The following is a 25,532-nucleotide window of genomic DNA, read 5'->3' as shown; positions in this document are numbered from 1 at the left end:
CACGCAAACTTGAACCTATTGTGATAAAGTGCGATTTATAGATATTCGCCGAAATAATACTGAAGCGCATCCCGGGAATACCCGTCGCTTCCTTGCCACTCCGACATCGAGAAAAAATCGTCGTTTCTCCTCGGACGCGTGCGAGGTGTATCCTGCGGAACCAGCACGCCGGCATATCCCCAAACTTCCATGAGCACGTCTCGTTCATGCTTGCTTGAAGGTAAAACATCCTTCCAGCGCTTCTCCAAATGACGTGGGCTTTCTTGTTCGGTACAGTCTTCAACGGCTTCTATCAGACCCCGCAGGATGGCGATATCTTCATCATCCACCGTTAAGCTCTCCTCATGGCTCAACAGCTCCAGATCAAGCCAGCAGTAGAGCAGGTGATTCAAACGGATGCCTCCCCATTTGACCCGTTCGAAATTAAGCACATTCAAGTCGGCATTCATATAATCCCGGTCGGACTGCAGCCCCGCGTGATTGCAATCCCCGCAGCTGCTGTAATTCGGCACGGCCGAGCGCCGCTCTTCGTACGTATGAAGAGGCAGGCGCGAGGTCAGCGCCCAGCTGGAGAGCGCGCTTCGCAAATGGACCTGTTTCGTGGACAAGCTGTGCAGAAAAGCAGCTGCCACCTTTTCTTTTGTAACCGTCTGATGCAGGCAGTGCAGCCGCTGGACCAGCTCATCATGTCTGATGGTGATGGGGTCGAACATCAGCCTCATGCTCTTCGCGTAATCAAAATCCTCCCCAACGAACGGCAAAGGACTGCTTTTCCAGCCGCTGGATGACCAGAACGTTTGGAGTAAAGTCTTTTTCGCTTTTTTATCCACCACTTCTCCTCACTTCCCACTATTTTCTTGTCCCTATCATATCAAAGTAAGCAAAAGAATTATTTAAATCCTTCGATCATTTCATTTATTTGTTTAATATGTCTTTGTTCATGCAAGTAAAGTGATTTAACCCATTCAATTAATAACATCTCTTTAAAGACGGGGTGGGTGAAATGTCTTCTGCTTAGCACGGACGGGTCTTCTAATGAATGGAGCAGTTCCGTTAGCTTCTCTCTTGAATGATGCAGTTTCTCGACAATTTCTTGATATACTATAGACTCATCGGTTGGTTTAGCAATGTCAGGTGCTTCTAACTTTCTACTTCTGTCCAGCAGAAATTCCAAAGGTTTATTCTCAATAATTGAATCTTCCTTGCCCTTCAATCCTCTTTTAATAGCAACCACATATAATTCTTCTGTCTTATATAGGTGCTGATACACCTGGCTGATACTCCAACTGTCCGAGTCTTTCTTCTGGTTTAATTGATCTCCGCTCACTCCATTAAGGATTCCAAGTAATTCGTCTCTTGTTTCTTTTAACTTTTGATTGATTTCTTGAAGTTCCATGGAAAACACTCCCTTTCCTTGATCAAAAGAATCCATAATTCCATATAACATCCTTGAATTCACAAAAGCGCCCCAGCCTTAGATAGCATTGATCTTAGGCTGGGGCGCTTGCTGCCTGCTTCTTCCATAATTATACATCCGATGATCGAAGGGCGTAAGCCACAAAGTGGTTGAAAAAATTTTCATGTCTCTGGCATATTCTACTTACTTCTTCTCTTCTCCGAATAGTACATACCGCTTTTGTACATTATTTCATCGCTTTGGCAAGCTCCGTAAAAATAACCCCGAGCGCGTGTGCGCCCGCATCCGGGTATCCGATGCTGCGTTCGCCTACCGTCCCCGCTCTTCCCATTCGGGCAACGATGTCTGCCGTCTTCTGCGCTCCGAGAACCGCTGCCTCTGCCGCCTTGATCGCTGCCGGCTTCATCTCTTCGCCCTGCTCTGCACTATGTGTCCAGGCATCCGCGAACGGCACGAGTGCATCGATCAATGTCTTGTCGCCGACGACCGCTCCTCTTCCGAACGATCTTTCGCCCGTATCCTGGATCCCTTTCACAACGGCCTGCATCATATCTGCGACCTCATGAACGGACAATTCCTGCTTCTGACCGGCAGATTTACTCGCTGCACGGAATGCGGATCCCCAGATCGGTCCGGAAGCCCCGCCGCAATGCTCCATGATGATCATCGAGCAGGCGTCGAGGAAATCGCCGATATCACGAAGATGGTGGGTCAGAATATCATCCCACTCCGCCTTGAGCTGCTTGAAGCCCTTAGCGACACTCATGCCGAAATCTCCGTCTCCGGCATGGGCGTCAAGCTCGCAGAACGGCACCTCGTTCTCGATGATGACCTCGCTCATTTGATCGATCAGATATACGATATTTTGCAAGGATAACCGGTTGTTCTTAATCACTGCTGCGTCAGCATCCGTATTGTTTTTATACGAAACTGTCCTCTCTGACTTTTGTTCAAGGATAACCTCGGTATAGTTCACGGGCTCAAAAGATCCCTTAACCGACAGTGCCGGCGTATCGCATGGCGCAGACAGCCACTTCTTGAGCGTCTCGTCCAGCTTCATGATCGTCACCGATGCGCCTGCCATATCGATGCTGGTCATATAGTTGCCGACAAATACTTTGAATACCCGCTTGTTCCGGGACGCCAATTCGCGCATCACGGAATTGTTCAGCAAGTACAACTCCTGCAGCGGCGTGCCGCCAAATCCATTGATTAATACGGCAACTTCGTGCTCCGCAGAATCATTCATCTGCAAGTTGTCCAGCAAAGACGTGACCATCCGCTGCGCCAGCTCATCTGCAGGAACGGCTTTCTCCCTGCGGATTCCCGGTTCGCCATGAATGCCGACGCCGTATTCCATCTCGTCAGCTTCGATATGAAACGTCGGAGTTCCCTTGGCGGGCACGGTACAGGAGGTAAACGCAAAGCCGATGCTGCGAACATGGTTAATCGCATGCTGCGCCGCTTCTTTCACTTCCGGCAGGGACAGTCCCGCTTCTGCGGCCGCTCCGGCTACCTTATGAACGAGCACCGTTCCGGCAACCCCTCTTCTCCCTACCGTATAGAGACTGTCTTCAACGGCGATGTCATCGTCGACCTTCACATAATCCACTTGGATACCGTCCTCGCTCGCAAGGTGGGCCGCATTTTTGAAGTTCATGATGTCGCCGCTGTAATTTTTGATAATAAGCAGCGTTCCCTTATTGCTCGCGGAGCTGCGGATCGCTTGATACACCTGAATTTGGGATGGGGAAGCAAACACATCGCCGCACACGGCCGCATCCAGCATGCCGCTTCCAACGAATCCGGCATGGGCCGGTTCGTGCCCGCTTCCGCCGCCGCTGATCAGCGTAACTTTATTGGGGTTGATTTCTTTTTTGGAAATCACTTTAAATTTAGGGTGGAACGCCAGCTCAGGATGCGCCAGCACGAGCCCATTGCACATTTCCCGAACCAAGGTTTCCGGCTTGTTCATGATTTTCTTCATCTTATATCTCCTTACTTAATTTGTATTGACGGCCCAACTGGTCAGCGGCCATAATCGCGGATGCTACCGTTTCTTCCGAAATCGGGAATGGCATTGAATGAATGGATTCCTCGGCAATACATGCCTTCTTGGCCACTTCCAGCAATTCCTCGTAGGTCACTTGCTCTACTCCGATATCCGCCAGGCATATAGGGAGACCGATCGACAGGCAGAAGTCCAGCACTTCCTTCATTTCCTCCCGGTCCGCATTCTCAAGCACCAATTGAGCAATCGTACTGAAGGCTACCTTCTCGCCGTGATAATAATGATGGGTTCCTTCCAAAGCCGTCAAGCCATTGTGAATCGCGTGAATCGCTGCCAAACCGCCGCTCTCGAAGCCTAGTCCCGATAACAGAATATTCGTCTCGACGATATTCTCCAAGGCTGGCGTCACGATATTTTGATCGCAGGCCAGTTTTGCTCTATATCCGTTCTCAAGCAGCGTGTCATAGCATAGCTTTGCAAGCCCCAGCGATGTAATCGTCCCTTTGGCCTCACCGCACACGCCTTCGCGAACGCCGCATGGCAAACCAGCATTAACATTGGAATACGATTGAGCCGTCGCTCTTGCTTCGAAATAGGTAGAGAGCGCGTCTCCCATTCCAGCAACAAGGAATCTAGTCGGTGCTTTGGCAATAACCGTTGTATCAATCATAACAACGCTAGGACTTTGTTTGAAATAAGCATAATCATCGAATTCGCCTTCCGGGGTATAGAGGACCGCCGAATGGCTTGTCGGTGCATCGGTTGCCGCAATCGTCGGGACAATAATCAGAGCCTCGCCTTCGGCTACGCATTTTGCCGTATCAATGGCTTTGCCTCCGCCGAGGCCAACCGTGCAGGCACATTGATGCTCCTTCGCCAAAGCTTGCAATCGGGCAACCTCCTGCCGGGAGCATTCCCCACGGAAGCCGCTTTCAACTAGCGTTATATTAAATTTCTGTTTCGTTGACTCCAGCTTGTCTTTCACCCGTGCAACATCATCAGGATGGGCAATCAGCAGAGCGGAATCTCCGAATGTCTTTACAAAATAGCCTAAATTCAACAGTTCGTTCTCACCTTGCACATATTTTGTCGGACTGATAAACGCCCTTCTCATTTTTCATTCCTCCTAGATTGACTATATGTATTATTATAGATTTCACTCATTAGGGAAGCATGAAACAATGAGATCGGAATAAAGCGTTTTCTTATCGTGTTTTTTTGTCATTCACATGGTAAATTGTATTATCTTGTCCTTTAGTAGAATTATTCGCTATAATATTCAATAGAATTTCTATTATGTTCATAGGAGAATATCGTCATGTCCAAATCCCGGTTCGATTTAGAAGAAATCATTGATTTGGAGAAGTGGGAGAAGCTGCAGGATTCCTTATCGCTCGTGACCAAAATGGCAATCCTTACGGTCGATTACAAGGGCGTTCCCGTGACCAAACACAGCTACTGTCAGCCTTTCTGCCAAGGCGTGCGCCAGGATGGCCATCTTTCGCAGTATTGTCAAAAATGCGACGCGCGAGCCGGTATTGAAGCGGTTCGCCAGAACAAACCATACATCTATCTGTGCCATTTCAACATTATCGATATCGCCATTCCGATCATCATCGATAACCAATATCTTGGTGCGATCATGGCCGGACAGCTTAAGCTCCGGGAACCTGACGCGCCAATGCTGGAGCAGATCGTGTCTCGGCCGCCCAATGTGGAGTCAAACCGGAAGTTTAAAGAACTCGAAGCGGACTACAACGCCCTGCCAATCTTGTCTTACGAGGAAGTAACGAAGTGTGTGGACTTGCTGCTGCAATTAAGCACTTATATCGTGGAGGAAGCGATTCAAAAGCATACCACGGTTGATATGTACAAAAAAGTGCTCACGGCTAACATGGACGCGCCCACTTCCGTTGAGACTTTTAACGAATCCGATCGTGCGGTCCGCAGCATTCAATCCATACAGCAGGAGCTGTCGGGTGCACTGATCGATACGAAATTGAAGAATGGCGCTGGGCGGTTTATCTCTTCGAATGCTGTGCTTCAACCCGCGTTCGACTATATTTTTGCGCACAAGCATGAGAATTTCAGCCTGAAAGAGATGGCCAAGCTTTGCCACATCAGCCCCAGCTATTTTAGCCGCACATTTACGAAGGAGACAGGGGAGAATTTCTCCGTCTTCATCGCCCGGCTCAAGATTGAATGGGCCAAGCAGCTGCTGGAATCAACCGATTCGCCGATCCATCAAGTGAGCGATGACTTGGGCTTCTGCGATACGGGCTATTTCATCAAAACGTTTAAAAAGTTCGAGAACCTCACCCCGGCCGTGTACCGGAACATGTATGCCGGGAGATCCGCTAAGTAATCGGCTTACCTGCTGATCATTCCATGTAAAACCCCTTCGTTCATGAACGAGGGGGTTTTACGATGAGTGTTATTCGGCCAAGGCCCGTTAAGGGACGTTATTCGGATTCCGGTAGTCATCCAATACAATCGAATATAATTTCAGATCTTCATGTTTCCCTTTAACGAGTATCGTCTGTCTTATTAAACCTTCATAGGTCATGCCGACCTTTTCCATCACTCTCGCTGAACCTAGGTTTAACGGTAGACAGCTTGCTTCGATTCTTACCAGCTGCATTCTGTCAAATCCAAAAGAGAGGATGGCCCTGATTACTTCGGTCATGTAACCGAGATTCCAATAATCCTTGGACAAGACATATCCCAACTCCGCCTTAGCATGATGGACGTTCCAAGCCATAAATCCCGAAGTTCCGATGATCTTTCCGGTTTCTTTGTCCACGATTCCCCAAGGGGCGACTGCATGATGATCATATTTCTGCAGCACCTTCGTTAAATAGATACGGGTATCTTCCATCGTTCGATGCGTCGGCCAAGCGGTATATCTCGATACGTCATCATCCGATCCGTATTGAAAGATATCTTGTTCGTCTTCGCTTCTTAATTTTCTTAGAATCGTTCTCTCTGTTTCCAATGTTGGGAGATCCGAAAAGATATCTTCGATCCGCATATCATTCACCCTCCAAGGCTTGCAAAATATCCTTTAACAAAGTTTTGGATATCGTGTCACGATTGAATTCATTCAAGCTGATGATACTTACTTCCTTCTGATATTTAATTTTATCTATTTCAGGGTGACTCTCTACGGGTATCGTCCCAAGAACAATCCGATGATCAGAAATAATCTCTTGTACTATTTTTTGAAAAGAGGCAGATAGCATTTGCATAAATCCCATTTCATCGATGACAATGATTTTCTTGGAGGACAAGGCGTCTTCTAGTATGTTCACGGCAAAATCCTCGAATGCTTCTACATCCATTCCGTATCTTCCAATACGGGTGCTGCTGGGACTATCTACATGTGCAATCTCGACGCTTTCCCCACTAACGGACACGCATTTGAAACCTATTCGATCACTCGAGTTCGTTATTTCCTCCGTATAGAATCCACCGCAAAGATCAGGGCCGAGGTGATGTACGAGTTCCTTGATCATCGTCGTTTTACCCATCCGAGGCTCCCCCGTGAGTAAAAATGCCGTTTTGACATTCAGCGGTTCCCCGTCCAATCTGGACAGCAGCTTATACCGAGGCGGGTTCAAATCCCAAGTCTCATACGGGGCCGAACTCTCTGCACGGATGGCATCAAACAAGCGTGATTTGATCTGAGGCCTTGTTATGTATTTATCCAGGTTCGTATCATCCAAGTCTACAAATTTCGCTTCCACAATTTCTTCAGGTTGAATGGTTATTTCTCCGCTGACGTATTCCGCATGAAAAACGACGGACAAGACATGAAGCCTCTCGTTGTAATAAACGCCGGATATGCCTACAGGGCGTATCACCATTCCCGTTTCCTCCAGAAACTCCCGGCACACCGCTTGATCCAACGGCTCGCCAGCATCTACGAAGCCACCTGGCAGTTCCCACGTATCTGAACGCAAATGCGTACGAACCATTAGCACATGTCCATCCTCATTCTTCACTAAAGCTGAAACAGCAACGAAATGTTTGGACTGTTCATGCATCGTATAACACCACCCGTTTCATGACTGATGTTTCGCTCCAATGACTAATCTAGTGTAATTATCGATCGAATCAAATGATTCCATAATTATACATCCGATTAACCAAGGGCGATAGCCCTGCGGCTTGAAGTGAGGTTGATTTCATATTCCGATTTCCTGCATTCTCACCATAAGTTTCTGGGCCCTGCCATCCATATCCGTTCCCACAAACTTGGGAAGCTTGAGTTCACTTACCATTTTCCCATCGCGCATAAACATGATGCGCTCCGTCCGCGCTGCAACTTGTGCATCGTGAGTGACAAGCATGACCGCAGTACCGTCTGCATTGATTTCAGAAAATATGTCCATGATTTCCTGAGCGGATATGGAGTTGAGTGCCCCCGTAGGCTCGTCGCCGAAAATAATTCTCGGGCTGTTCACTAGCGCCCGGCATATTCCCGCGCGCTGAAGTTGACCACCCGAAACTTGGGTAATGCTGCGTTTTTCAAGCTCTGCAATGCCTACCCTTTTCATAAGCTCTTTTGCCTTGAGTGAAATTTTCGCCGCGTTTTTCCGGTTATCCCGCATGGATGGAAGAATGATGTTGTCGAGGATATTCAGATTTTTCAGCATCGTCGGCTGCTGGAACACAAAACCCATTTTGGATCTGCGTAGATCTGCAAGCTCACTCTCCCCAAGCGTCGATAAATCTTTACCATCAAAAACGACTTTTCCGCCATCCACGCCATCCGTCCCGCTCAGTGCAAACATTAGCGTTGACTTTCCCGATCCAGATGGTCCCATAACAGCAACGAACTCGCCCTCGTTAATATAGACGGACACCCCGTCCAGAACATTACGCTGTTCGTCGCCCTCGCCGAAAGATTTTACGATATGATCACCGATAATCATCTTTTCCATATGCCTACTCCTTCATATATTCGGATATTTTTATTTTTCCTGCCCCCGATATGCCGATGATCGTAGCGATAAGTACCGAGGCTATCATCATAAGCGGGCTATACAGATACGCCGAAAGCGGATGGACCGCAAAATGAAACGTCGACGCTCCAAACGAAGAGATAACCGCACCCGCAAGCATTTCTCCGAGCGTGTTTGCCAGGAGAGTTCCGAGAACAATACCGACAATCAGAACAAATACCAAACGCGAAGCATATTGCAACTTCATGTCCGAGTTCGTAAAACCGAGGGCTTTCATAACGGCAATGGGATATCTGTCCTTAGCAATAAGCATTTTCATAAACAACAGTGTAATCAGTACCGATATCATCAGCGCAATAGCCATAGCAGCGTGAGAGGCCTTCTTAACAGAATTTATCGTTGAACCGAATGTCTGTGCAATAAATTCATCAATGTCTGAAATCTTGGCAAAATCAAACCTATCCGCAAAGTCCGAAATCCTCGCGGCGGCAAGAGATTTATCCGAAAGTTCAGCGGAGATCATGCTCCACATCATATCCGCCGAATTGTCGGTGAATACCGCCTTTGCGGTTTTGCCGCCGTTGGTAATGTCGGAATATATTCCGCTTACCGTTAGATTCTTCTCCCGGCCCTCCATCACCAGTGTAATGACATCACCGACCTTCTTGCTCAGCTCATCAGCGTTCAAAGCCGACAGTGCAATTTCATTCTCTGCGGCGGGTGCTCTGCCTTTGGAATAGGCAATTGGGAATATGGAATGGTCGCCAAGTTCGACCTTTATGTTTTCCTCTGAACCGTCTTCTGTTTTGATTTTAAATGCCTTTGTTGTAAGGACGGCAACCTTAGATATGGCACGGTCGTTGTTCATCGCATTTCGTAGTTCAGCCGTTTTCTCTGAAATGTTATCCGTCTGCTGTATGTCAGCACGTATATCGTAGTTTCCGATCCCCATATATTCGATAAAGCTTGTAGATGAAATGGTGTTGTACAGATTTTGTGGAACTATCATGATAAATGCAGAAATCACCAGTACCGTTAGGCTTGTAGCATAAAGCTTTTTCCGTGCGAGAACGTCTTTGATACCGAGGAAAGCATTCGTATTCAACAGCCTGTTTCCACTTAGATTAAAACGTTTCGCGCCTGTGTTTTTTTCCTGCGAAGTACCAAAGCGTATGGCTTCTGCAGCGGATATGTTCCGAAAGCGCTTCAACACTCCGCTTACGAAGGCGAGCATGGCAAGGAATACAAGCAGTATGCCGATGATTCCGAACAACAAAGCATAAGAGGAATTTTCACTTTCCCCCATATAAAGCCGTATATTTTCAAGAAGTATGCCTTTGAACATAACCGACAGTGCAAAACCGAGCATACTACCCACCGCGGCAATCGCTGCGTACTTCGCAAGATACATCTTCTTTATGTCGGAAACACGCAGCCCTATTGCCTTCATCACGCCAATCTCACGATAGTCGTCTTCGATTTTCGCCAGGAGCGTAAAACGTATACACATCAATGCGATGGCCACGACAAGCGCGCTCACAAGAAGTATAACCGCGATCATCATCCCATCGGAAAGTGCGTTCATCATTTTGAAAAGCTTATATGTAACGGTTGGTCCGTTTGCTTCAAGGCCTGCGGAGGCATAAGCCGCTTCAAATGAACCGAGCTCGGACAAATCCTTTAATCTAAACTCAATCAGATACTCCGTGCTGCCGAGGCTCTTAATTTCCGCGTAATCATGTTTATGTACAAGAAATCTCTTGGAGGAGGAGAGCGCAGAGTTCATCTGTGAATCCCGAAGGAATCCTGCAACGATAAACTCCTTCCCGCTAATAACCGCCTTATCACCGACCTTGGTGGTACCATCCTTCATATAGCTTACTGGAACATACAACTCGCCGATGGCGGGATTAATGATGCTACCGTTGAGATCAAGAAGATAATCGAATTTTTGGCTCTGCATGCTAAATCCGTTATCCTGGACACTATTCGCAAGTGAATGTTCGCCTAATCGTATCCGCGCACCGTCCATATTGAGAAATTCCATCACCTGAACATCATCCACATTGTGATGTTGCTCCGCAAAAGCTGAAAGTCGCGCAGAATCTATTTCACCGGAATGCATCTGCATAAAATGCGGGGTTTTGGCTTGTGTCATCAATGTGTTCAGCGCACCCGAGAGATTGACGACGAGGATCGCCGCGAGCGAAACAAGCATAGCCGCAGCAGCAACAAATATCATGGTTGTTAGCGTAGTGGCCTTGCTTTTTAAAAGATCATTGCGGATTATTCTGGAGTACATAAGACACCTCTGTTTCAAGCATTTTAACCGACTTTAACTTATACAGAATGACGAAAGACTTCCCTGATTTATTCAAGGCTGCTTTCATCTCCTCCACCAAACATCTGCATAACGTCCATAAGACTTCCGCTTGCTGCACCGAGCAGCCTCTCGACATTGAAAACAAAGGCCAGAACACGCTTCCCTCGTTCCTTGTCCGTCATAGCAACCATATCGTCATCAAACACGGTATTCGCATAGATCACCACCATTTCCATGCATTCATACGGGTACGGCGTGCTGAACATCCCCTGCTCGATGCCTTCGCGGATGATGCCCGTCAGAATCGACGGAACGCCATGGATGATGACCTTTTGAATCTTCTGATGCATTAGCGCATTCTGCGGCTTGTGAATATGCTCCATGATTTCCTTGCTGCTTCCATTTTCGTCGCTGCCACTTATGTTCAATGCCATCACAACGCGGATGATGCGCTCAACTACAGGTATGCTCTTGTCCGCGGCAATTACCTGTGCTCCTTCCAACAGCCGGACGGTATACCGGTCAATCAGCGCATCCATGATATCCTCCTTTGACTTGAAGTGATGATACAAGGTTCCACGCGCAATCCCGACCATTTCGAGAATTTCGTTTGTACTTGTGCCGTCAAAGCCCTTCTGACCAAAAAGCTCCTCCGCCGCGTTAAGGATTTCGTTCCTGCGTTCTTCCGCTTTTTTTACGACTCGCATGATTCCCCCTCCTTTTCTAGACCGACTGTCTGTCGGTAATATAGTAACATGCTTCTTGTTATTGTCAATATGCTGTTAAATGAATCGATGAGGTTTTCTTAAAACAGTATTAATCATACGTTCAATCGGTATAAGGAACTTCTTTGTCGAATGGTTCAACTAATCATACAAAAGCAGCCCATCCTCTCACGAGGAATGAGCCGCTTTTGGGTTCTTCATTTCATTCAACTATCTCAGTATTACTGTCTAATTACGAGGATGTCTTGAGGCGGTCTAGCAGTTCTTTGGATTTGGGATATTTCAGCGTCCGTAAGATTGCGTCCTACAACAATGAACGAAGATGTCACATTGTTAAAGTTAAAATTCGCCAAGTTCGCTACGTTTTGGCTGCCACGGAACACACGGAACGCTCCCTGAAAGTTAATTCTCGAAAACAATACAAGCGTTATTTCAGAGCTCTGCGCAACATTTCTGAGTCGGAAACTCGAAAGAACATTGTCAAACCGAAACGCTCCAAGGTCTCGAACCGCAACGCCTCCTCGTCTGAAGAGAATCCGACGAACGGAAAAATTAGTGCCTGACCAAAGCGCAAGACGTACATCACTGTTTGCCATTTATATCACTCCTTGTTTGGGAATGATATAGTATATTACCAGAGTTATAGAATGGTTAAAGACAAAAATACCCGTTTAATCGTTTGTTTTCGGATTCTACTTCCCTACCTTTCCTTAGCTATTCTCTCAAAGATATTCATCCCTTAAAAGACCATAATACACAAGGTCTATGCTCCACCATATGAACCGGCATGCCTACACCATTGTCCTTGATGCGGATTACAGCATTTTCTCCTGTGTCAGCAATCTGTACGGCAATAGCTGTTTATTCCTTTTTTGGGTGACCGGTTAAGGATGAGACGACTTTTTCAAGTAGACTTCCAATGCCCGTATGACGACTTCTTCATGGATCCCGCTCATTGTATGTATTCGTTTTGCCCATTCCTCGATATCCTTCAGCTGAGGCTCCACTTTTCGGCCTTCCTTGGAACTTAGGTAGCTTTCGTAATTATCGAATTCCCAATGGAGAACCTGCTGATCCGTAAAAATCCGCTTTTCCACAAGCGGATCGCTGAACAGGCGCTGCGTTTTTTGCCCCGCTTCGATCAATGCCTCATCGGATATGGGCGTCAAGTCGAATTCTTGGCTGCTTTCCTTTCCGTTTGGTCTTCTGTAGGTTACCCAGAGACGATTCGCTTGGGTGTTCAGTTTAATGAACGAACCTGGAAAAAAACCATCCACAAACTCTTCCGTATACGCTTCATGGCCCGGTTCCAACAAAATAGGCTCAATCCATTGATCTCCAAGATCGCAGAAATATTTGTGGCCCTCTTCGTTGACGGCGACCACGGCGACATGCAAATGCTCCGTTAGCACTCCATAACAGGGTACTTTGTTCTGTCTGAATTCATCGATTAACCAAATCGCCAAATCAAAACAATTGCCCGACGTTCCATATAATGCTCGATGCTCTTTCATGACATCCGTTGTTCGTTGTTTACATTCCGGGTCGATTAGGCTGTGCCAGGCTTTAGTTAAGGTTTCCATTGGAAAGTCGTTGAACTTCCTCCATACCTGCATGATATCTTCAGTCGCGCGCATATCCCTTCCTCCCTTCGCAGCTACTCATCCATGATACATGTTCGGACATCCATTCCTATTCTTTCGGATAATAAATTTCCGTTACGCCATTCGGCTGCAAGGTGTCGTTAAATGTTTCAAATCGTGCCTTGGCTGCATTGACGCCATATTTGTTCCGATGATCGGTTTCGCAGAAATACTGCCAGAATGAACAAATATGTTTCTCTTCAAACCGGAAAACCTCGTACTCCTCTTCCGGAAGATTCAATGATACCATGCCCTCCGGGATATCCCCGATACGACTTACCATCAATGCTACCGTCATCTTCGACCCGTCATCATGGATCACCATGTACGTATTCGGATCAGCTGTTTGATGCTGTATTTCATCTCTTCTGGCTTTAAGGGTTGCAAACAAGCGCTGTTCGTCCTCGTAAGACTGTGGAAGTTGATTCTGAACGCCGATTAACCATCGATTACCTAAACGTTCTCTTCGAACCGACCACAGGTCTTCCATACGGACTTGGCTGATCTCCGTCATTTTATATCCCCTTTCTAATTCCCATTTGCTGTGCACTACCGTTTTCGGATCCTTCCATTCCTCATGCGGGAGCTAGTAACACCATTATATTCCAAAAACCGCAAGACCCCAATATGAAAAATGCCCCACCTATAAACAGGGGGAAATAGGGCGCTGCACTGCTACTCCTAATGAATGTAAAAAAGGTCTTGACCGGTATAAACACCGGACCAAGACCCTGTATGCTAGGCTATTTATAAACTTTACTGGTTGATTTGGCCGCCATCCACGGTATATATGGATTGCGTGACATAAGAGGCATCGTCAGACAGCAGGAAAACGGCGACGTTGGCTACCTCTTCCGCTTCCCCGTATCTTCCGAGCGGAACGGCGGCGCCAAATGCTTTTCTTGCACCTTCCGCATCCTCAGGAACGGTGTTTTTCTCAATTTGGCGCATCATGCGCGTATTGATCACCCCAGGCGCTACGGCATTCACTCTGACGCCGAACGGAGCAGCTTCCAATGCTACCACTTTCGTCATGCCGATCACGGCATGCTTGGAGCTATTGTATCCGACAAATCCCGGCGAACCGATAAGGCCTGCACCGGAGGAGGTATTTACGATGCTGCCATATCCTTGTTTTTTCATCACCGGCACAACGTATTTCAATCCAAGGAAGGCCCCCTTCACGTTGACATTGAAGACCATTTCAAAAGTCTCGGTTGGATAATCCTCTACATTTGCGGTGATTCCTTCGATCCCTGCATTATTGAAAAAGCCGTCGATTTTGCCAAACTTCTCGACCGTGGCATCCACATAGGCTTTGACTTCCTCTTCTATGGCGACATTGGCTTGCAGCGCAATCGCTCTGGAATCATCCAGACCCAAATCGGAGAGCACTTGTTGGACGGCTTCCAGGTTCAAATCGACCAGGGCAAGGTTGGCACCTTGCTCCGCCAGCTTTTTCGCGGCTGCCGTTCCGATCCCGCCTGCTGCGCCAGTAATTACAATCACTTTTCCATCAAATTTGCTCATGGTGTATACCTCCTAGTAAGATGTCATGATTCTCTCTACGTCTAAGCTCACCCATTATTGGGCTGTATATCCACCGTCAACCGTCAGGGTATTTCCCGTCATGAATGAAGAGTCATCCGAAGCCATAAACAGAACAGCCTTTGCCATTTCTTCAGCTTGTCCCAGACGCTTCATGGGAGTGGCCGCTGCCAACGCTTGCTTGCTCTCCTCCGGAATGATCGGTGTGTCGATAAAGCCCGGGCATAGTGCGTTGATCCGGATATTTTGCTCCGCATACTCCAGTGCCAGGGAACGCGTCAAGTTAATAACCCCGCCTTTAGCTGCATTATAGGCTGCGGAACCAGGCGAGCCGACCCAGCCGTACATGGATGCGGTATTGACGATCGTGCCTCCGCCAGCTTTTAACATTGCACGGATAGCTTCGCGTGCCACCAGGAATACGCCGTCCAAGTCCACGTTTACGGTGTTGCGCCACTCGGAGTACTCCAGATCATGCGAAGAATGAACGCGCCCAATCCCTGCGTTGTTAAATACAACATCAACTTTACCGAAGGCGTCAATCGCTTGTTTGAAGATGCCCGCTACTTCTTCCTCACTTGTGATATTCGCTTTGACGAACAGCGCCTCGTGATGATTCGCTTTCAGTTCGGCTTCAAACGCCTTACCTTTTTCCTCATTTAAATCAACAAGCACCACCTTGGCTCCCTCTTCAACGAAGAGGCGTGCTGTTGCCGCACCGATGCCGGATGCACCACCGGTAATTACAGCTACTTTGTTTAGTAATTTCCCCATCTTGGATACCCCCGTATAATGAATTAAAATAGTACTATATTAATTAGAAGCAATTTAAGATATTAAATTTAGTACTATTTTTGCTACAATTCAATTGTACTATTCTGTTCACATTTCACAATCATTAACCTGTTATGAAGTGTCGATCTAGTCAACACTTAGAACAAAACTGTCTTTTTGGGGGGCGCTCTTTTCGTGAATCATGAACAAATCGTGACATCGGCGCGAAAAAATCGTACGAAAGAACATCTGAAATCCGCCTTTATTCAACTTGTAAAAGAGAAGGGATATCATGCCGTGACGGTGAAAGACATCGTGGATAAGGCTTCTTATAACCGCAGCACCTTTTATGTCCATTACCAGGATAAAATCGAGTTAGCCGAGGATTTGCTGGCCTCCATGCTACGTGGCCTGGAAGAATCGGTGGGCAAGCCTTACATCCCGGGGCACAAAGTATATACGGCAAACCTCAGTGCGCCGTCCTTCAATATCGTTGCCTACATTTACGAGCATCGGGATTTTTTTGAGCTGATTAAATACGAGGATACCTTGCCGGGACTACACACGGAATTCCCTCAAACGATTGTAAAAATCTACAAGGAACGATTTATATTCGAAACGATTAACCATACTCCGGTTAACATGGATTACTTTAAACGGTACACGGCCTACGGCTTCCACGGACTGATTCTGAACTGGATCCGAAACGATTTCAGGGAATCCCAGGAGGATTTTATTAAAGAGGTCATTGATTTAACGAGGACGCATATATACTCGGTGGAGTATGTGAGGGAGTAAGGTGGACGGAGCAACAACAACTCAAACCTTTATTGAGCCGCAATGCTGCATAAAAAAGTCCGGTAGGGGGTAACGATGGCACCTTCCGGACTTATTCGATCTATTATTTTCTAGCAGACGTGTGCGGGATCGCTACTGTCAAGTATTCTTGATCCAATATCTTTTAACTACGTTTCCGTCTTCCTCTATGTAATCGGTATCCGGCTTCCCACCATTTTTGATAATGGTTCTTTCAGATCCCACATTACCGGCATCACAGACAACTAAGACATCGTTTATCCCCAGTTTCTTAGCCTCAATCAAGGACAATTCCAATAGTTTCGTCGCATAGCCTCTTAATCTTGCTGACGGGCGGATACCATAGCCAATATGCCCGCCAGCATGATACAAATGTTCGGTTAGTTGATGTCTAATATTAGCCGCACCTAATACTCTATGATGATTATCGACTAACCAAAAGGTTGAATCTGCGACCCAGCCTTCTTTTACTCCAATCCCCTCCTCTTGATTAGAGAGCTCCTGCAACATTCCCTGAAAATCACTTGGATCCTTACTTATAACCCAAGGAACCATATCCTCACCGGATTCTCTCCATTCTTGATAAAATGATAAGTAGTCATCTTTCAGCTCTAGCTGAGGCTTAACTAAGCTTACATCGTTCATATGTTTCAACGCCCTTTCATGGTTTTTATGTTCTTCAAACGGGAATATAGTACAAAATAGGCTGCCCTAAAAGGCAGCCTATTCTTGATATTGTGTTTACTTGCTGGCGGAGAGAATGAATTTTTCAAGCGCCCCTGTATCGGTAATACTGTGATTACATGCTTGGCTATCCAAACATACGTATTGGCCAATGAACGAAAGATTATCCGGTGAAGCAACGGTCGGCTTGGTCTTGACCGAGAACAAGGCAAGCTCTTGATGCCGGTTGCAGAACAGACAGTACCCTTTCTTGTTGGTCGGCGTAATTCTTCCCTCAATCCCGATGAATCTTCCTTCGAACGGATATACGATAAATAACTTGTTAGTGGCTATATCCACCCAGCCCAAATACGTTACATATCGAAAGTCGATCGATTGCAGATCCGGAACTTTCAGCTTCTTATTTTTAGGAAATAACTTCTGAATCTGTTTCAGCGTAATCGTCGGATAAGGCTCCAGATAAGGTTCTAATCCGTTAAGATATCTCTGGAAATCATCGGCCTTCTCGATGGTCGATATTTCTCCCAGCATCCGCTTCTGATCCTCTGTCAGAGCCGGAAATGTTTCCATAATGTTCATTACGGAACGATACCTGACCGTTTCCAAAACTTTTCTATCCGCGATCGTTCGCAATGTTTTCAGAAGGAAATCCGATTGTTTTTTAATCACATTAAACTGGTGGTTTCTAATAAATGGTGTACTCATAGCTTTCAGCCCCTTATTTTTATTAAAAATGAAGGTGCAAAGCCTGTTATTAGAAACGATAAAGTTAAGGTTGGGCGATCGAATTCATCCTATCGCACCCCACGCAAAGTATCGCCCCAGATCAGGCTTTGCATGAGGACTTCCTAGCTAATGAGCAATCCAGCATTGCCATCGGTATAACCCCCAATCACATATCATACGCAAAATTATAACAGGAAGACCCAAATGGCGCAATTTATTCCGTTGGAATGGGACACCGTCTATCTCAACCTTAAAATCTATTTAATGGTGTCATACAAGTCTGCTTCCATATGATTCACTTCCCCATGTCCCCATTCATCCGAAATCTCCAGATGCCAGGATCTAAGCAGTCGTTCATGGTTATTTTCTAGTATCCAGTGATGGAGCTTTTCATATGTATTTCTAATTTCGTAATTAGGCCCCTTGTGTTGTTGGACTGCATATTTTTGTTTTGGAATGACTAAAGAAACCATCCCTTCAGGAACTTGTTTCATGTCATTCACCTCAACGCATACCCAATAACCATCTTCCTCTTCCGATACATCCTCAACCATGAATGCACCAACAAGTCTTACCGGCTTTACGACGTCACGAATCTCATGCAATCTTTCTTTAAGTTCAACAGAAGCCTTGGGGATCTCATTGACATACTGATCACCTGCACATACTACTCGTATGCCGACTAGTTTCATTTCAAGGAGCTCGACTACTTTCACAGGGCTCACTCTCTTTCGTTGAATTTTTATTTATAATGGCCAGATGCGTGAAAATGTTGTTAAATGAAGCATTTGTATTTCTTGAGTTACCTTGACGCTTGTTCCTTCTAGAATTCAATATATACCGGCTCATCAGCTCGTCTTAAGCAAGCTTCGATTCTCTCTCTAAAATTCATATAGGTTACCATATTCAATGCTTCATCCATTGGAAAGAACCCTGATTCAAGACTTTCTGTTGTAGCTACCGGTGTACCCCCAACGTATTTAGCAAGAAATAATGTATTACAAATACTCTCCTTCACATTTTGGAATATCCCGCAAAACCTTATAATCTCAATATCCACTCCAGCTTCTTCTTTGGTTTCCCTGATTGCTGCTTGTGCCAAAGACTCTCCAACTTCAACCACTCCACCTGGCATCTCCCAGCCTCTTTCCGGGCCCCGGATCAGTAATATTTCATTTTTATCATTCAAAACAACCGCAGCAGCAGAGACAAAATGTTTTGGTAGATTCATCATATTTCTCCTTGTATAAATTTCTTCAATATAAAGTCAATTTAGGTTAAGTGACTCGCTGACTGCTTTACTCACCAAACATGTTTTCCATTGGCTCTTTGCAATGCTGGTAACCATTCTTTTTGTAAAAATCAACACCTTCATCACTGGGCCATACAATAATGAATTCATATTTGTTTTCTTTTGCCCATTCGTTGATTTTTGATATTAATTTACTTCCTATTCCTTTACCTCGATAACCAGGTTTCGTATACACATTCGTCATATATGCAAAGGGATGTGTAATTCTCCCTGGTCTCGGTACCTTGTGAATAAGTTCTATATAGATGTTGGACACGACCATGCCGTCTTCTTCAGCAACCCAAATACTCCAAATATCACTTTGAAAAGCATTTAATAAAAAATCATAACACTCCTCGTAGAAATCACTATAGGTTTCATTTTTTAATTTTCCATCTAAATCGTCTTCCAGTGTAAAATCCCATCTCATTTGAATGAGTTGATCCATATCTTCCTTAGTCGCAATTCTAATTATCATAAAATCACCCCGGAATACATTAAAATCACTTCACCTTTCAACTAAGATAAAGAGATCTCAGTATGCTAGTTCCCACAGCGTGAAAGCAAAATGTTACTACTTTGTACTGAACTCCTGAATGTATTTCTTTGAATCTTCCCTGTATCTCTCCGTGTAATTATTCTTGGAATATTCACTGATTACTTTTCTCCAAAAAGATATGGCAGATGTATTACTCTCCATTTGAGCTACTTTCCAATTTGCTTTGAATAACTCAAATGCCTGTTTGGCTGCGGTGTGGCCTATCCCAATTCTTCTATATTTCTTCAAAATCATAAAATCATAAATTACATGCGTTGGGTCTGGATCCGTATCAAAGTTTTCAAAAAGCACAACCAAGAACCCTACAATTACTCCTGAAGATAAAATGAAATACGGGTTCCATCTTGGGTCGCCTCCCCAGTAGAAATCAATATTCACCCCAAAAGTTCCATCATCATTTAAATCCTGATTCGTATATCGACTAAAATCATAATAATAAAATTGATACATGTTCGATAATGTTTCTTTCTCTTGAACTGTAACGGGAAGAAGTTTGATTTCCATAACGCCTCCTTTTATCACCCTATTATTTCTGAAAGTTTCGTAGGTTCGGTTTACAGATCCGGTTTACCTGGTTTCCAACCTATTTCTTGTGACCAAATATGTGCCTTTTGTATGATCTCCCACACAATCGGACCTTTGCCTTCAACATATTTTTGTCTTTCATGTTTATATAATCCCATTAACCGGTGTTTCCATTGATTTTATATTTCAGATTCACAGTCAAACCCTCATAATATTTAAATTTACAGATTTAAAAACTGGAAGACTCCTCTTATTTCTCCGCGATTCCCATGATCCCTCGCTTAAATTGATTCCGTTTATTATCGTATAAAGGGAGCATCTACTTTTTCAGAAAGTAACTCTTTATAAGTTTTCACTTTCCTAAACGTATTGCCCATCATTTCTTGATTACGATATTTACGAATTTCATCCAGATCAAATTTTGCAATAAATACGCCTTCCGACACATTATCCGCCAGCATAATGGTGTTATCGACCGATTTCCCATCAAGATCCCACATCATTGGACTATAGGCACAAGAACATCCCGCATTTTCACCAGGAGGGTTCGCCATCGCAATACCAACCATATTTTCATATGCTCTTGTTGAAAGTGCCTGTAATCTAGGCTCCATGGTTCCACAATCATTGGGAACCAAAATGATTTCTGCCCCTTTTAACATCAATACTCTTGCGCTTTCCGGGTACTCTCTGTCGTAACAAATCATGACCCCAATCTTCACACCGTCAAAATCACATACTTTAAATTCAGTACCAGGCTCAAGCATACGTTCAGTATCAAAATGGACTTTGCTGTACTTTAATAAAATTTCACCTTTACGATCAATTACAAATGCTGAATTTTGAGGACGCTTTACCCCTTTTGTAAAACCCGTGATGACAATTCCAATAGATAATTCTTCAGCAATTTCTTGAAAAGCTTTTAAGGCTGTACTATTTTCGTCTAATGCCGCCTCATACCAAGCTTTGAAGTCAGGATGATTCTCTATCTCTTCTTCGGGGAGCTTGGTTTCAACGATGTCGGGAAAGGCATATGCTGTTATCCAACACTCCGGAAATAATACAATATCTGCTCCAAGCTCTTTGGCTTTTTTTACGTAGCTCAATCCAATTTCCGTATTTAGTTTTTGATCAGGTTCACTGCAATTATATTGCACGGTTGCAACTGTAAAGGTTTTCATCATTCTACACCTCACTTTATAATCTTTTTTACCGTCACTTCTTTCAAAGATTTACAAGTTGCTCTTTAAATTCTTAACTAAATAAATTAATAGATCATCTAACGCTTAGCAAATTCTTGATCCAACAATTCAGCTTCTTCTAATGTAGTTAGTCTCTTTATATTTATGATGTCCCTCATGTTTTATCTCCTTCTCGGAACTCATTCACGAAACGCTCAAGCCTTAGATACATGTCGGGGCTAAAACCTGCCATCAGCCAAGCTTTAGCCCCGAATACATGAAATCTACGCGCATGCTCGACATCATCATAAATGTGCATGCCGCTTAACCCGCTTGCATGCTTTCTACTTATAGACCGTTTACACATCTTCAAGCTAACTTAATGACTGTGCTGCAAAATGGTAAAACGCCATGGCATCCTCTCCGGTGGCAAAACCGGCCTGTGCTATCTTGTCGCTGCCTCCGCCTTTACCGCGATAATCGGCCAGATACTGCTTCAAGAACGCACCGCAGGCAAGTCCGCTCTGTCCTCCCTGGGCGAGGACAACCTTTTGGTCCGCGTTGGATACGAACAGCACGATAACGTCAGTTTCTTCGGTGAGTTTGGCCGCCAGGTTCTGCATATCCTTCAGCGGCTTGTCCGCAAAAACATGTTTGATCAGGCTGCCTTGACGTTCGGCCAATAGCTTCCCGGCCAGGTAAGCGTCATTCTCGGCCTTCACGGCGTTCAATTCTGTCTGGAGCTGCTTCTGCTCCTGGTCCCATTTTGCAATCCGATCCAGAATCTCTTCCTTTGCGGTATTAAACCTAGCCGAAAGGCTGCCGAGAATCTCCATTCCGGCATTAAATTCTTTTAACGCTCGATATCCGCATTTAAAATAGAGACGCATATGCCCCTTCTGCTTCTCGGCTCTCAGCAATTTGATCATTCCGATCTCACCGGTTGCAGATACATGTGTACCGCCGCAGGCGTTATATTCGATACCTTCGATTTCTACGATCCGGATATCGTCGGTTACCTTCGGCTGCTTCACCAGCGGCAGGGCGGCAGCCTGCTCCCGACTCACAACATAATTCGTTATTTTTCGATTAAGGTAAACCTGATCATTGACTTCCAACTCCAGCATCATCAACTGGTCCTGAGGCAGGTCAGATCGGGCGATATCAACGGTGGCGTAATCCTGACCCAGGTGGAAACTGAGCGTTTCCGCCTGGCATACTTCCAGACATATGGCAGACAGGAGATGCTGGCCGCTATGTTGCTGCATATGGTCGAATCTTCTATCCCAATCCAAACGGCAGCCAACCTCTTCTTTCTCAGGAAAACGCTCGACTTTATGCAGAATTTCCCCTTCCTCCTGAACGACATCAAGAACGGGAATTTTATCGATCCACCCTAGGTCACAAGGCTGCCCTCCGCCGTGCGGATAAAAGGCCGTCTCCTCCATTACCAGATAGGTTCCATCCTCCCGCTCCAGTTTTCGTGTTATTCGTGTCTCCCACTCCCGAATATGAGTGGATTCGTAATATAACTTCTTTGTCATTTTCTTGTCCTCGCAGTTCTCAGGTTAAATTAACTTTAGTCACAGCTTGCTGGCACTCAATAGTTTTAAGTACATTCTACTTCTTCTTCCCTTTTTCTTGAAACTAAAATCATGCTGACTATACTTAATAATAGAACAGCAAAAAACATATACAAGGTAATTGGGTCTCCTCCAGATGGAACTTCATCTGCTACATATCCCGAGATGATCATATTTACTCCTGATACAGAACTAGAAACAACCGCCAACATACCGACAGCATATTTATTAACAACAGTTTTTTTCAATAATATTAAAATCAATGTGATTAGCAAACTAAAAATAAAAATACTCATAGAAAGTTTTATATAATAAAAAACATCTACTAACATGAATTCAGCTCCTATAAAGTCTTCTCGAAAATGTATAGATCATCTTCTTCTCTGACTTTGGTGAATCCGCACATGGTGTAGAAGTGATGATTTTTGACACTCCAGCTAGGAGTATCCAACCACCATTTTGCGCTATCCGGAAAACTTCCTTCAATTTCTTTCATTACTTTTTTACCGATTCCTTGATTCTGATATTTTGGGTCAATAAAAATTCGCCCTAGATTATGTACTTGATTGCTTTCTATAAATATCATAGCTCCCCCAATTATTTCTCCATTATAGAGCACTTTAAAGTACTCACAATTTAGCATCATCTCTTCTTGCCAACTTATGGAGTCATATCCTAGTGGACCACAGATTTATTTAAACGAATGCATGAATTGTTTATAACGTTTTGGTCATAAAGAAACAACCCAGCCTGAGACTGTTCTTATCTTAGGCTGGGTATTTGTTGTCTGAGCTTCTTCCTTACACCTCGGGAAAAAATGTCGTTAAAAGCTATCTCTCTCCTGTATCTTGAAGAGAAGAATAACCTTCTTATCTTAGCTCCAACGGAATTAGCCAATGCGGGGTCACTTGCCTGACTTCAGTTCATGAAACACGTCAGGGAGACAGTCATTCCCCCTTAAAACCAACCATAGTACGATGCCGTCCAATGATATTGAATTGATTTAGTTCAGTTACTTGATTAAAGAAACCTTTAATCTCGATATGAGGTTCTTCTAAGTCAATATTACGGTTTCCTTCATACATTTCCTTCGGAGCAAATACAGTAAGAAGTAATTCTTCTCCTGGATCAATATTGAGTTTATTATTTCTAGCCTCGATCTTAAAATCATTCCCTTTAGCACCGTTTTCAATTTTTATGGGAAAACTTAAATAAACATTATTTTGTACTATAATATGACTAGTTTTGTTCTGTAATTTTAGTGTGAACATTGTTCCATTTGATTCTTCTTTTTGTTCAACTAATTCTAAACTTATATTGTCAATGTCGTCAGTAGTCATTTCGTTGTTATTACTACAACTTACGCTAATTAGTAAGCACAAGATGACGGAAATGATGAATATTGGTTTTCTATACACTTTCTGAATCCCTCCCAAACTTCCTTATTCTTTTAGGCGGATAGTCTGACGACATTAATTCACTTTGTAAAAATACGGCCCACACATGTCTTCATGGGTATTCACATACGTCCAAGTAAAGTTTTTATCAAAAATATATATATCTTGTTGAGAATCAAAATCCTCCGCGACTATGGCATTTGCGTTACTGTATAGAAATACATCGGGAGAGTTTTGGTACATTACATATAATTCATCTTTTATTTCAGTATTAAAAGCATTTCTTGCTGCATTTTCTTTCAAACAACCTTGTATTTCGTAACTAAAAATATGCCACTTATATTGACTGTAATAAATGCTTTCTTTTACATCTTCACTAATGTTTAGTGTAAATGTCTTATCCCATCTATCCATAATTTCTGTTGCTCCATCAAATACATCTGAGATGTTTACAGCTTTTTCAATTAACTTTTCAATCAATTGAATCTCTTTTCTGATCAAGTTCTCTCCCCCCTAAATAAGTGTAAATACTTTATTATACTTATGGTCCCTCTTCTCGACTTGCTTACAAAAGGCTCTTTCCTAGCATCGGTTCAACTTGTTCTATCCATTTATGCTCTTTATCTGCTAACAAGGTTTTCCATCCGAGTTCGATAACCGGGTTTAAGTTCTTTTCTTGATCATCAATATAAACAACCGTTTGGCCGGATTCAAATTGTTTCCCGACATGTTGAAAAATTCGTATATCGGGTTTGCTTAAACCTACTTGATTTGAAATCGTTATGCTCCTGGTATACGGTTCTACTCTTTCTAATATCGGTTCCAACCATTCCTTACAATGGTTACTTACTATGTGGATATCTGCGATTTCACTCCACTCAGCCAAGTAATTTAAGCCAGGGAGTGGTTCCAGTGATTGCATTAATAATTCTCTGGCTCGCTCTTTGTTGATCTGCTTCATTCGCTGGCTCATCCATCCCCAAAATTCCTCTTCTTTGATCTTTCCTGTCCATAAATCTTTTCGAATCTCGTTAAACTGTTCTCTGATGTCTTGAAACGAGATTTCGGAACCTTCAGATAATTTGAGCCAAACCGCAGATGAAAAATTACTTACTAATACACCAGCTAAATCTAATACCAGTTGTGGCTTGGCAGTCATCGAATCATTATTCATTGGTCTTGTTTAATTCTTGATTTAGTCTATCAATTTTGTCTTCTATTCTTCTCAAGCTTTCTTTTGTATTTTTTGTGTGTAGAATGAATCTATTTACAAATCGAAATAATCCAACAAAAAACAGTATAACTAATAAAACAATGAATATGATTTGAAATAACATTGCCATCGAAAAAAAGCCCAAGATA

Annotated in this window: 28 protein-coding genes and 3 pseudogenes; 2 read left to right on the top strand and 29 right to left on the bottom strand. The window is 44.3% G+C overall.

From position 1 onward, the window contains the following. Positions 1-35: 35 nt before the first annotated feature. From ACETK5_RS05170 to ACETK5_RS05155, 4 genes are all read right to left on the bottom strand, one after another. Positions 36-830, bottom strand: a complete 795-nt coding sequence (locus ACETK5_RS05170; protein ID WP_394054432.1) for a hypothetical protein — start codon at positions 828-830, stop codon at positions 36-38. 59 nt (positions 831-889) lie between these two features. Beyond that, positions 890-1,396, bottom strand: a complete 507-nt coding sequence (locus ACETK5_RS05165) for a DinB family protein (protein ID WP_394054431.1) — start codon at positions 1,394-1,396, stop codon at positions 890-892. Positions 1,397-1,643: 247 nt separating this feature from the next. Beyond that, positions 1,644-3,404 (bottom strand): dihydroxyacetone kinase subunit DhaK, encoded by a 1,761-nt coding sequence (gene dhaK, locus ACETK5_RS05160; RefSeq protein WP_394054430.1) that lies wholly within the window; start codon positions 3,402-3,404, stop codon positions 1,644-1,646. 1 nt (position 3,405) lies between these two features. Then, the gene (locus tag ACETK5_RS05155) at positions 3,406-4,542 is read right to left on the bottom strand and encodes a glycerol dehydrogenase (RefSeq protein WP_394054429.1); all 1,137 of its coding nucleotides are present in this window, start codon (positions 4,540-4,542) and stop codon (positions 3,406-3,408) included. A gap of 204 nt (positions 4,543-4,746) precedes the next feature. Here ACETK5_RS05155 and ACETK5_RS05150 point away from each other — a divergent pair, with 204 nt between their 5' ends. Beyond that, positions 4,747-5,793: a PocR ligand-binding domain-containing protein gene (locus tag ACETK5_RS05150; protein WP_100538402.1), complete on the top strand. Its 1,047-nt coding sequence runs from the start codon at positions 4,747-4,749 to the stop codon at positions 5,791-5,793. Positions 5,794-5,880: 87 nt separating this feature from the next. Here the strand turns inward: ACETK5_RS05150 and ACETK5_RS05145 are convergent, their stop codons facing one another. The 11 genes and pseudogenes from ACETK5_RS05145 to ACETK5_RS05095 form a co-directional block, all read right to left on the bottom strand. Beyond that, the gene (locus ACETK5_RS05145) at positions 5,881-6,459 is read right to left on the bottom strand and encodes a GNAT family N-acetyltransferase (protein WP_100538403.1); all 579 of its coding nucleotides are present in this window, start codon (positions 6,457-6,459) and stop codon (positions 5,881-5,883) included. Between the two features lies 1 nt (position 6,460). Continuing rightward, positions 6,461-6,970: pseudogene (locus ACETK5_RS05140) on the bottom strand (nucleoside-triphosphatase); the annotation flags it as partial. A gap of 42 nt (positions 6,971-7,012) precedes the next feature. After that, positions 7,013-7,474 (bottom strand): annotated as a pseudogene (locus tag ACETK5_RS05135) (NUDIX hydrolase); the annotation flags it as partial. Positions 7,475-7,615: 141 nt separating this feature from the next. Next, complete coding sequence (locus tag ACETK5_RS05130) at positions 7,616-8,374, bottom strand: ABC transporter ATP-binding protein (protein WP_394054428.1); 759 nt, start codon at positions 8,372-8,374, stop codon at positions 7,616-7,618. Between the two features lie 4 nt (positions 8,375-8,378). Then, positions 8,379-10,697, bottom strand: coding sequence for an ABC transporter permease (locus ACETK5_RS05125; protein ID WP_394054427.1), 2,319 nt, complete (start codon positions 10,695-10,697; stop codon positions 8,379-8,381). Between the two features lie 68 nt (positions 10,698-10,765). Next, on the bottom strand, positions 10,766-11,425 hold the full coding sequence (locus ACETK5_RS05120) for a TetR/AcrR family transcriptional regulator (RefSeq protein WP_100538407.1): 660 nt from the start codon (positions 11,423-11,425) through the stop codon (positions 10,766-10,768). Positions 11,426-11,664: 239 nt separating this feature from the next. Beyond that, the gene (locus tag ACETK5_RS05115) at positions 11,665-12,039 is read right to left on the bottom strand and encodes a hypothetical protein (protein WP_100538408.1); all 375 of its coding nucleotides are present in this window, start codon (positions 12,037-12,039) and stop codon (positions 11,665-11,667) included. A 288-nt stretch (positions 12,040-12,327) separates the two neighbouring features. Further along, entirely contained in the window at positions 12,328-13,080 is a 753-nt protein-coding gene (locus ACETK5_RS05110) for a hypothetical protein (RefSeq protein WP_394054426.1), read from the bottom strand. Between the two features lie 55 nt (positions 13,081-13,135). After that, the gene (locus tag ACETK5_RS05105; protein ID WP_100538410.1) at positions 13,136-13,600 is read right to left on the bottom strand and encodes a GyrI-like domain-containing protein; all 465 of its coding nucleotides are present in this window, start codon (positions 13,598-13,600) and stop codon (positions 13,136-13,138) included. 242 nt (positions 13,601-13,842) lie between these two features. Beyond that, positions 13,843-14,616: an SDR family NAD(P)-dependent oxidoreductase gene (locus ACETK5_RS05100; RefSeq protein ID WP_100538411.1), complete on the bottom strand. Its 774-nt coding sequence runs from the start codon at positions 14,614-14,616 to the stop codon at positions 13,843-13,845. A 54-nt stretch (positions 14,617-14,670) separates the two neighbouring features. After that, on the bottom strand, positions 14,671-15,408 hold the full coding sequence (locus tag ACETK5_RS05095; RefSeq protein ID WP_394054425.1) for an SDR family NAD(P)-dependent oxidoreductase: 738 nt from the start codon (positions 15,406-15,408) through the stop codon (positions 14,671-14,673). A gap of 195 nt (positions 15,409-15,603) precedes the next feature. Here ACETK5_RS05095 and ACETK5_RS05090 point away from each other — a divergent pair, with 195 nt between their 5' ends. Further along, positions 15,604-16,206: a TetR/AcrR family transcriptional regulator gene (locus tag ACETK5_RS05090; RefSeq protein ID WP_100538413.1), complete on the top strand. Its 603-nt coding sequence runs from the start codon at positions 15,604-15,606 to the stop codon at positions 16,204-16,206. A gap of 138 nt (positions 16,207-16,344) precedes the next feature. On the opposite strand, the gene ACETK5_RS05085 is transcribed toward ACETK5_RS05090, so the two are convergent. The 14 genes and pseudogenes from ACETK5_RS05085 to ACETK5_RS05020 form a co-directional block, all read right to left on the bottom strand. Beyond that, a complete protein-coding gene (locus tag ACETK5_RS05085) occupies positions 16,345-16,869 on the bottom strand; it encodes a GNAT family N-acetyltransferase (RefSeq protein ID WP_394054424.1) in 525 nt (174 codons plus the stop codon). A 96-nt stretch (positions 16,870-16,965) separates the two neighbouring features. Next, the gene (locus ACETK5_RS05080) at positions 16,966-17,613 is read right to left on the bottom strand and encodes a FusB/FusC family EF-G-binding protein (protein ID WP_394054423.1); all 648 of its coding nucleotides are present in this window, start codon (positions 17,611-17,613) and stop codon (positions 16,966-16,968) included. Between the two features lie 278 nt (positions 17,614-17,891). Further along, entirely contained in the window at positions 17,892-18,350 is a 459-nt protein-coding gene (locus ACETK5_RS05075) for a GyrI-like domain-containing protein (RefSeq protein ID WP_394054422.1), read from the bottom strand. Between the two features lie 107 nt (positions 18,351-18,457). Continuing rightward, positions 18,458-18,865 (bottom strand): NUDIX hydrolase, encoded by a 408-nt coding sequence (locus ACETK5_RS05070; protein ID WP_394054421.1) that lies wholly within the window; start codon positions 18,863-18,865, stop codon positions 18,458-18,460. A gap of 67 nt (positions 18,866-18,932) precedes the next feature. Next, positions 18,933-19,403: a GNAT family N-acetyltransferase gene (locus ACETK5_RS05065; RefSeq protein ID WP_394054420.1), complete on the bottom strand. Its 471-nt coding sequence runs from the start codon at positions 19,401-19,403 to the stop codon at positions 18,933-18,935. Between the two features lie 96 nt (positions 19,404-19,499). Beyond that, positions 19,500-19,988 (bottom strand): GNAT family N-acetyltransferase, encoded by a 489-nt coding sequence (locus ACETK5_RS05060; protein WP_394054419.1) that lies wholly within the window; start codon positions 19,986-19,988, stop codon positions 19,500-19,502. 320 nt (positions 19,989-20,308) lie between these two features. Further along, positions 20,309-21,190 (bottom strand): carbon-nitrogen hydrolase family protein, encoded by an 882-nt coding sequence (locus tag ACETK5_RS05055; RefSeq protein WP_394057332.1) that lies wholly within the window; start codon positions 21,188-21,190, stop codon positions 20,309-20,311. A 374-nt stretch (positions 21,191-21,564) separates the two neighbouring features. Continuing rightward, positions 21,565-22,734, bottom strand: coding sequence for an alanyl-tRNA editing protein (locus ACETK5_RS05050; RefSeq protein WP_394054418.1), 1,170 nt, complete (start codon positions 22,732-22,734; stop codon positions 21,565-21,567). 65 nt (positions 22,735-22,799) lie between these two features. After that, positions 22,800-23,105, bottom strand: coding sequence for a hypothetical protein (locus ACETK5_RS05045; RefSeq protein WP_394054417.1), 306 nt, complete (start codon positions 23,103-23,105; stop codon positions 22,800-22,802). An 11-nt stretch (positions 23,106-23,116) separates the two neighbouring features. Continuing rightward, positions 23,117-23,458, bottom strand: a pseudogene (locus ACETK5_RS05040) (GNAT family N-acetyltransferase); the annotation flags it as partial. 262 nt (positions 23,459-23,720) lie between these two features. Continuing rightward, positions 23,721-24,191, bottom strand: coding sequence for a hypothetical protein (locus tag ACETK5_RS05035; RefSeq protein ID WP_394054416.1), 471 nt, complete (start codon positions 24,189-24,191; stop codon positions 23,721-23,723). Positions 24,192-24,245: 54 nt separating this feature from the next. Then, a complete protein-coding gene (locus ACETK5_RS05030) occupies positions 24,246-24,671 on the bottom strand; it encodes a DUF4275 family protein (RefSeq protein WP_394054415.1) in 426 nt (141 codons plus the stop codon). Positions 24,672-24,735: 64 nt separating this feature from the next. Beyond that, a complete protein-coding gene (locus ACETK5_RS05025; RefSeq protein WP_394054414.1) occupies positions 24,736-25,344 on the bottom strand; it encodes an HAD-IA family hydrolase in 609 nt (202 codons plus the stop codon). Then, positions 25,337-25,507: a DUF4083 family protein gene (locus tag ACETK5_RS05020; protein WP_394057331.1), complete on the bottom strand. Its 171-nt coding sequence runs from the start codon at positions 25,505-25,507 to the stop codon at positions 25,337-25,339. The genes ACETK5_RS05025 and ACETK5_RS05020 overlap by 8 nt, the downstream gene beginning before the upstream one ends. Positions 25,508-25,532 lie beyond the last annotated feature (25 nt).

The sequence above is a fragment of the Paenibacillus ilasis genome, assembly GCF_043195395.1.
GTDB classification, from domain to species: Bacteria; Bacillota; Bacilli; order Paenibacillales; family Paenibacillaceae; genus Paenibacillus_AQ; species Paenibacillus_AQ lautus.
Note: the sequence above shows the minus strand (reverse complement) of the source record. Positions and strands in the feature narration are given on the sequence as shown.

Excerpts from the sequence above, each read along its gene's own strand:
- ACETK5_RS05105 (WP_100538410.1), bottom strand. The coding sequence starts at position 13,600 with ATGACGGAGATCAGCCAAGTCCGTATGGAAGACCTGTGGTCGGTTCGA.
- ACETK5_RS05095 (WP_394054425.1), bottom strand. The coding sequence starts at position 15,408 with ATGGGGAAATTACTAAACAAAGTAGCTGTAATTACCGGTGGTGCATCC.
- ACETK5_RS05100 (WP_100538411.1), bottom strand. The coding sequence starts at position 14,616 with ATGAGCAAATTTGATGGAAAAGTGATTGTAATTACTGGCGCAGCAGGC.
- ACETK5_RS05165 (WP_394054431.1), bottom strand. The coding sequence starts at position 1,396 with ATGGAACTTCAAGAAATCAATCAAAAGTTAAAAGAAACAAGAGACGAA.
- ACETK5_RS05085 (WP_394054424.1), bottom strand. The coding sequence starts at position 16,869 with ATGAACGATGTAAGCTTAGTTAAGCCTCAGCTAGAGCTGAAAGATGAC.
- ACETK5_RS05045 (WP_394054417.1), bottom strand. The coding sequence starts at position 23,105 with ATGTTAGTAGATGTTTTTTATTATATAAAACTTTCTATGAGTATTTTT.
- ACETK5_RS05120 (WP_100538407.1), bottom strand. The coding sequence starts at position 11,425 with ATGCGAGTCGTAAAAAAAGCGGAAGAACGCAGGAACGAAATCCTTAAC.
- ACETK5_RS05050 (WP_394054418.1), bottom strand. The coding sequence starts at position 22,734 with ATGACAAAGAAGTTATATTACGAATCCACTCATATTCGGGAGTGGGAG.
- dhaK (WP_394054430.1), bottom strand. The coding sequence starts at position 3,404 with ATGAAGAAAATCATGAACAAGCCGGAAACCTTGGTTCGGGAAATGTGC.
- ACETK5_RS05115 (WP_100538408.1), bottom strand. The coding sequence starts at position 12,039 with ATGGCAAACAGTGATGTACGTCTTGCGCTTTGGTCAGGCACTAATTTT.
- ACETK5_RS05055 (WP_394057332.1), bottom strand. The coding sequence starts at position 21,190 with ATGAAAACCTTTACAGTTGCAACCGTGCAATATAATTGCAGTGAACCT.
- ACETK5_RS05080 (WP_394054423.1), bottom strand. The coding sequence starts at position 17,613 with ATGAGTACACCATTTATTAGAAACCACCAGTTTAATGTGATTAAAAAA.
- ACETK5_RS05020 (WP_394057331.1), bottom strand. The coding sequence starts at position 25,507 with ATGTTATTTCAAATCATATTCATTGTTTTATTAGTTATACTGTTTTTT.
- ACETK5_RS05025 (WP_394054414.1), bottom strand. The coding sequence starts at position 25,344 with ATGAATAATGATTCGATGACTGCCAAGCCACAACTGGTATTAGATTTA.
- ACETK5_RS05060 (WP_394054419.1), bottom strand. The coding sequence starts at position 19,988 with ATGGAAATCAAACTTCTTCCCGTTACAGTTCAAGAGAAAGAAACATTA.
- ACETK5_RS05110 (WP_394054426.1), bottom strand. The coding sequence starts at position 13,080 with ATGCGCGCGACTGAAGATATCATGCAGGTATGGAGGAAGTTCAACGAC.
- ACETK5_RS05145 (WP_100538403.1), bottom strand. The coding sequence starts at position 6,459 with ATGCGGATCGAAGATATCTTTTCGGATCTCCCAACATTGGAAACAGAG.
- ACETK5_RS05065 (WP_394054420.1), bottom strand. The coding sequence starts at position 19,403 with ATGATAATTAGAATTGCGACTAAGGAAGATATGGATCAACTCATTCAA.
- ACETK5_RS05155 (WP_394054429.1), bottom strand. The coding sequence starts at position 4,542 with ATGAGAAGGGCGTTTATCAGTCCGACAAAATATGTGCAAGGTGAGAAC.
- ACETK5_RS05070 (WP_394054421.1), bottom strand. The coding sequence starts at position 18,865 with ATGAATCTACCAAAACATTTTGTCTCTGCTGCTGCGGTTGTTTTGAAT.
- ACETK5_RS05130 (WP_394054428.1), bottom strand. The coding sequence starts at position 8,374 with ATGGAAAAGATGATTATCGGTGATCATATCGTAAAATCTTTCGGCGAG.
- ACETK5_RS05150 (WP_100538402.1), top strand. The coding sequence starts at position 4,747 with ATGTCCAAATCCCGGTTCGATTTAGAAGAAATCATTGATTTGGAGAAG.
- ACETK5_RS05125 (WP_394054427.1), bottom strand. The coding sequence starts at position 10,697 with ATGTACTCCAGAATAATCCGCAATGATCTTTTAAAAAGCAAGGCCACT.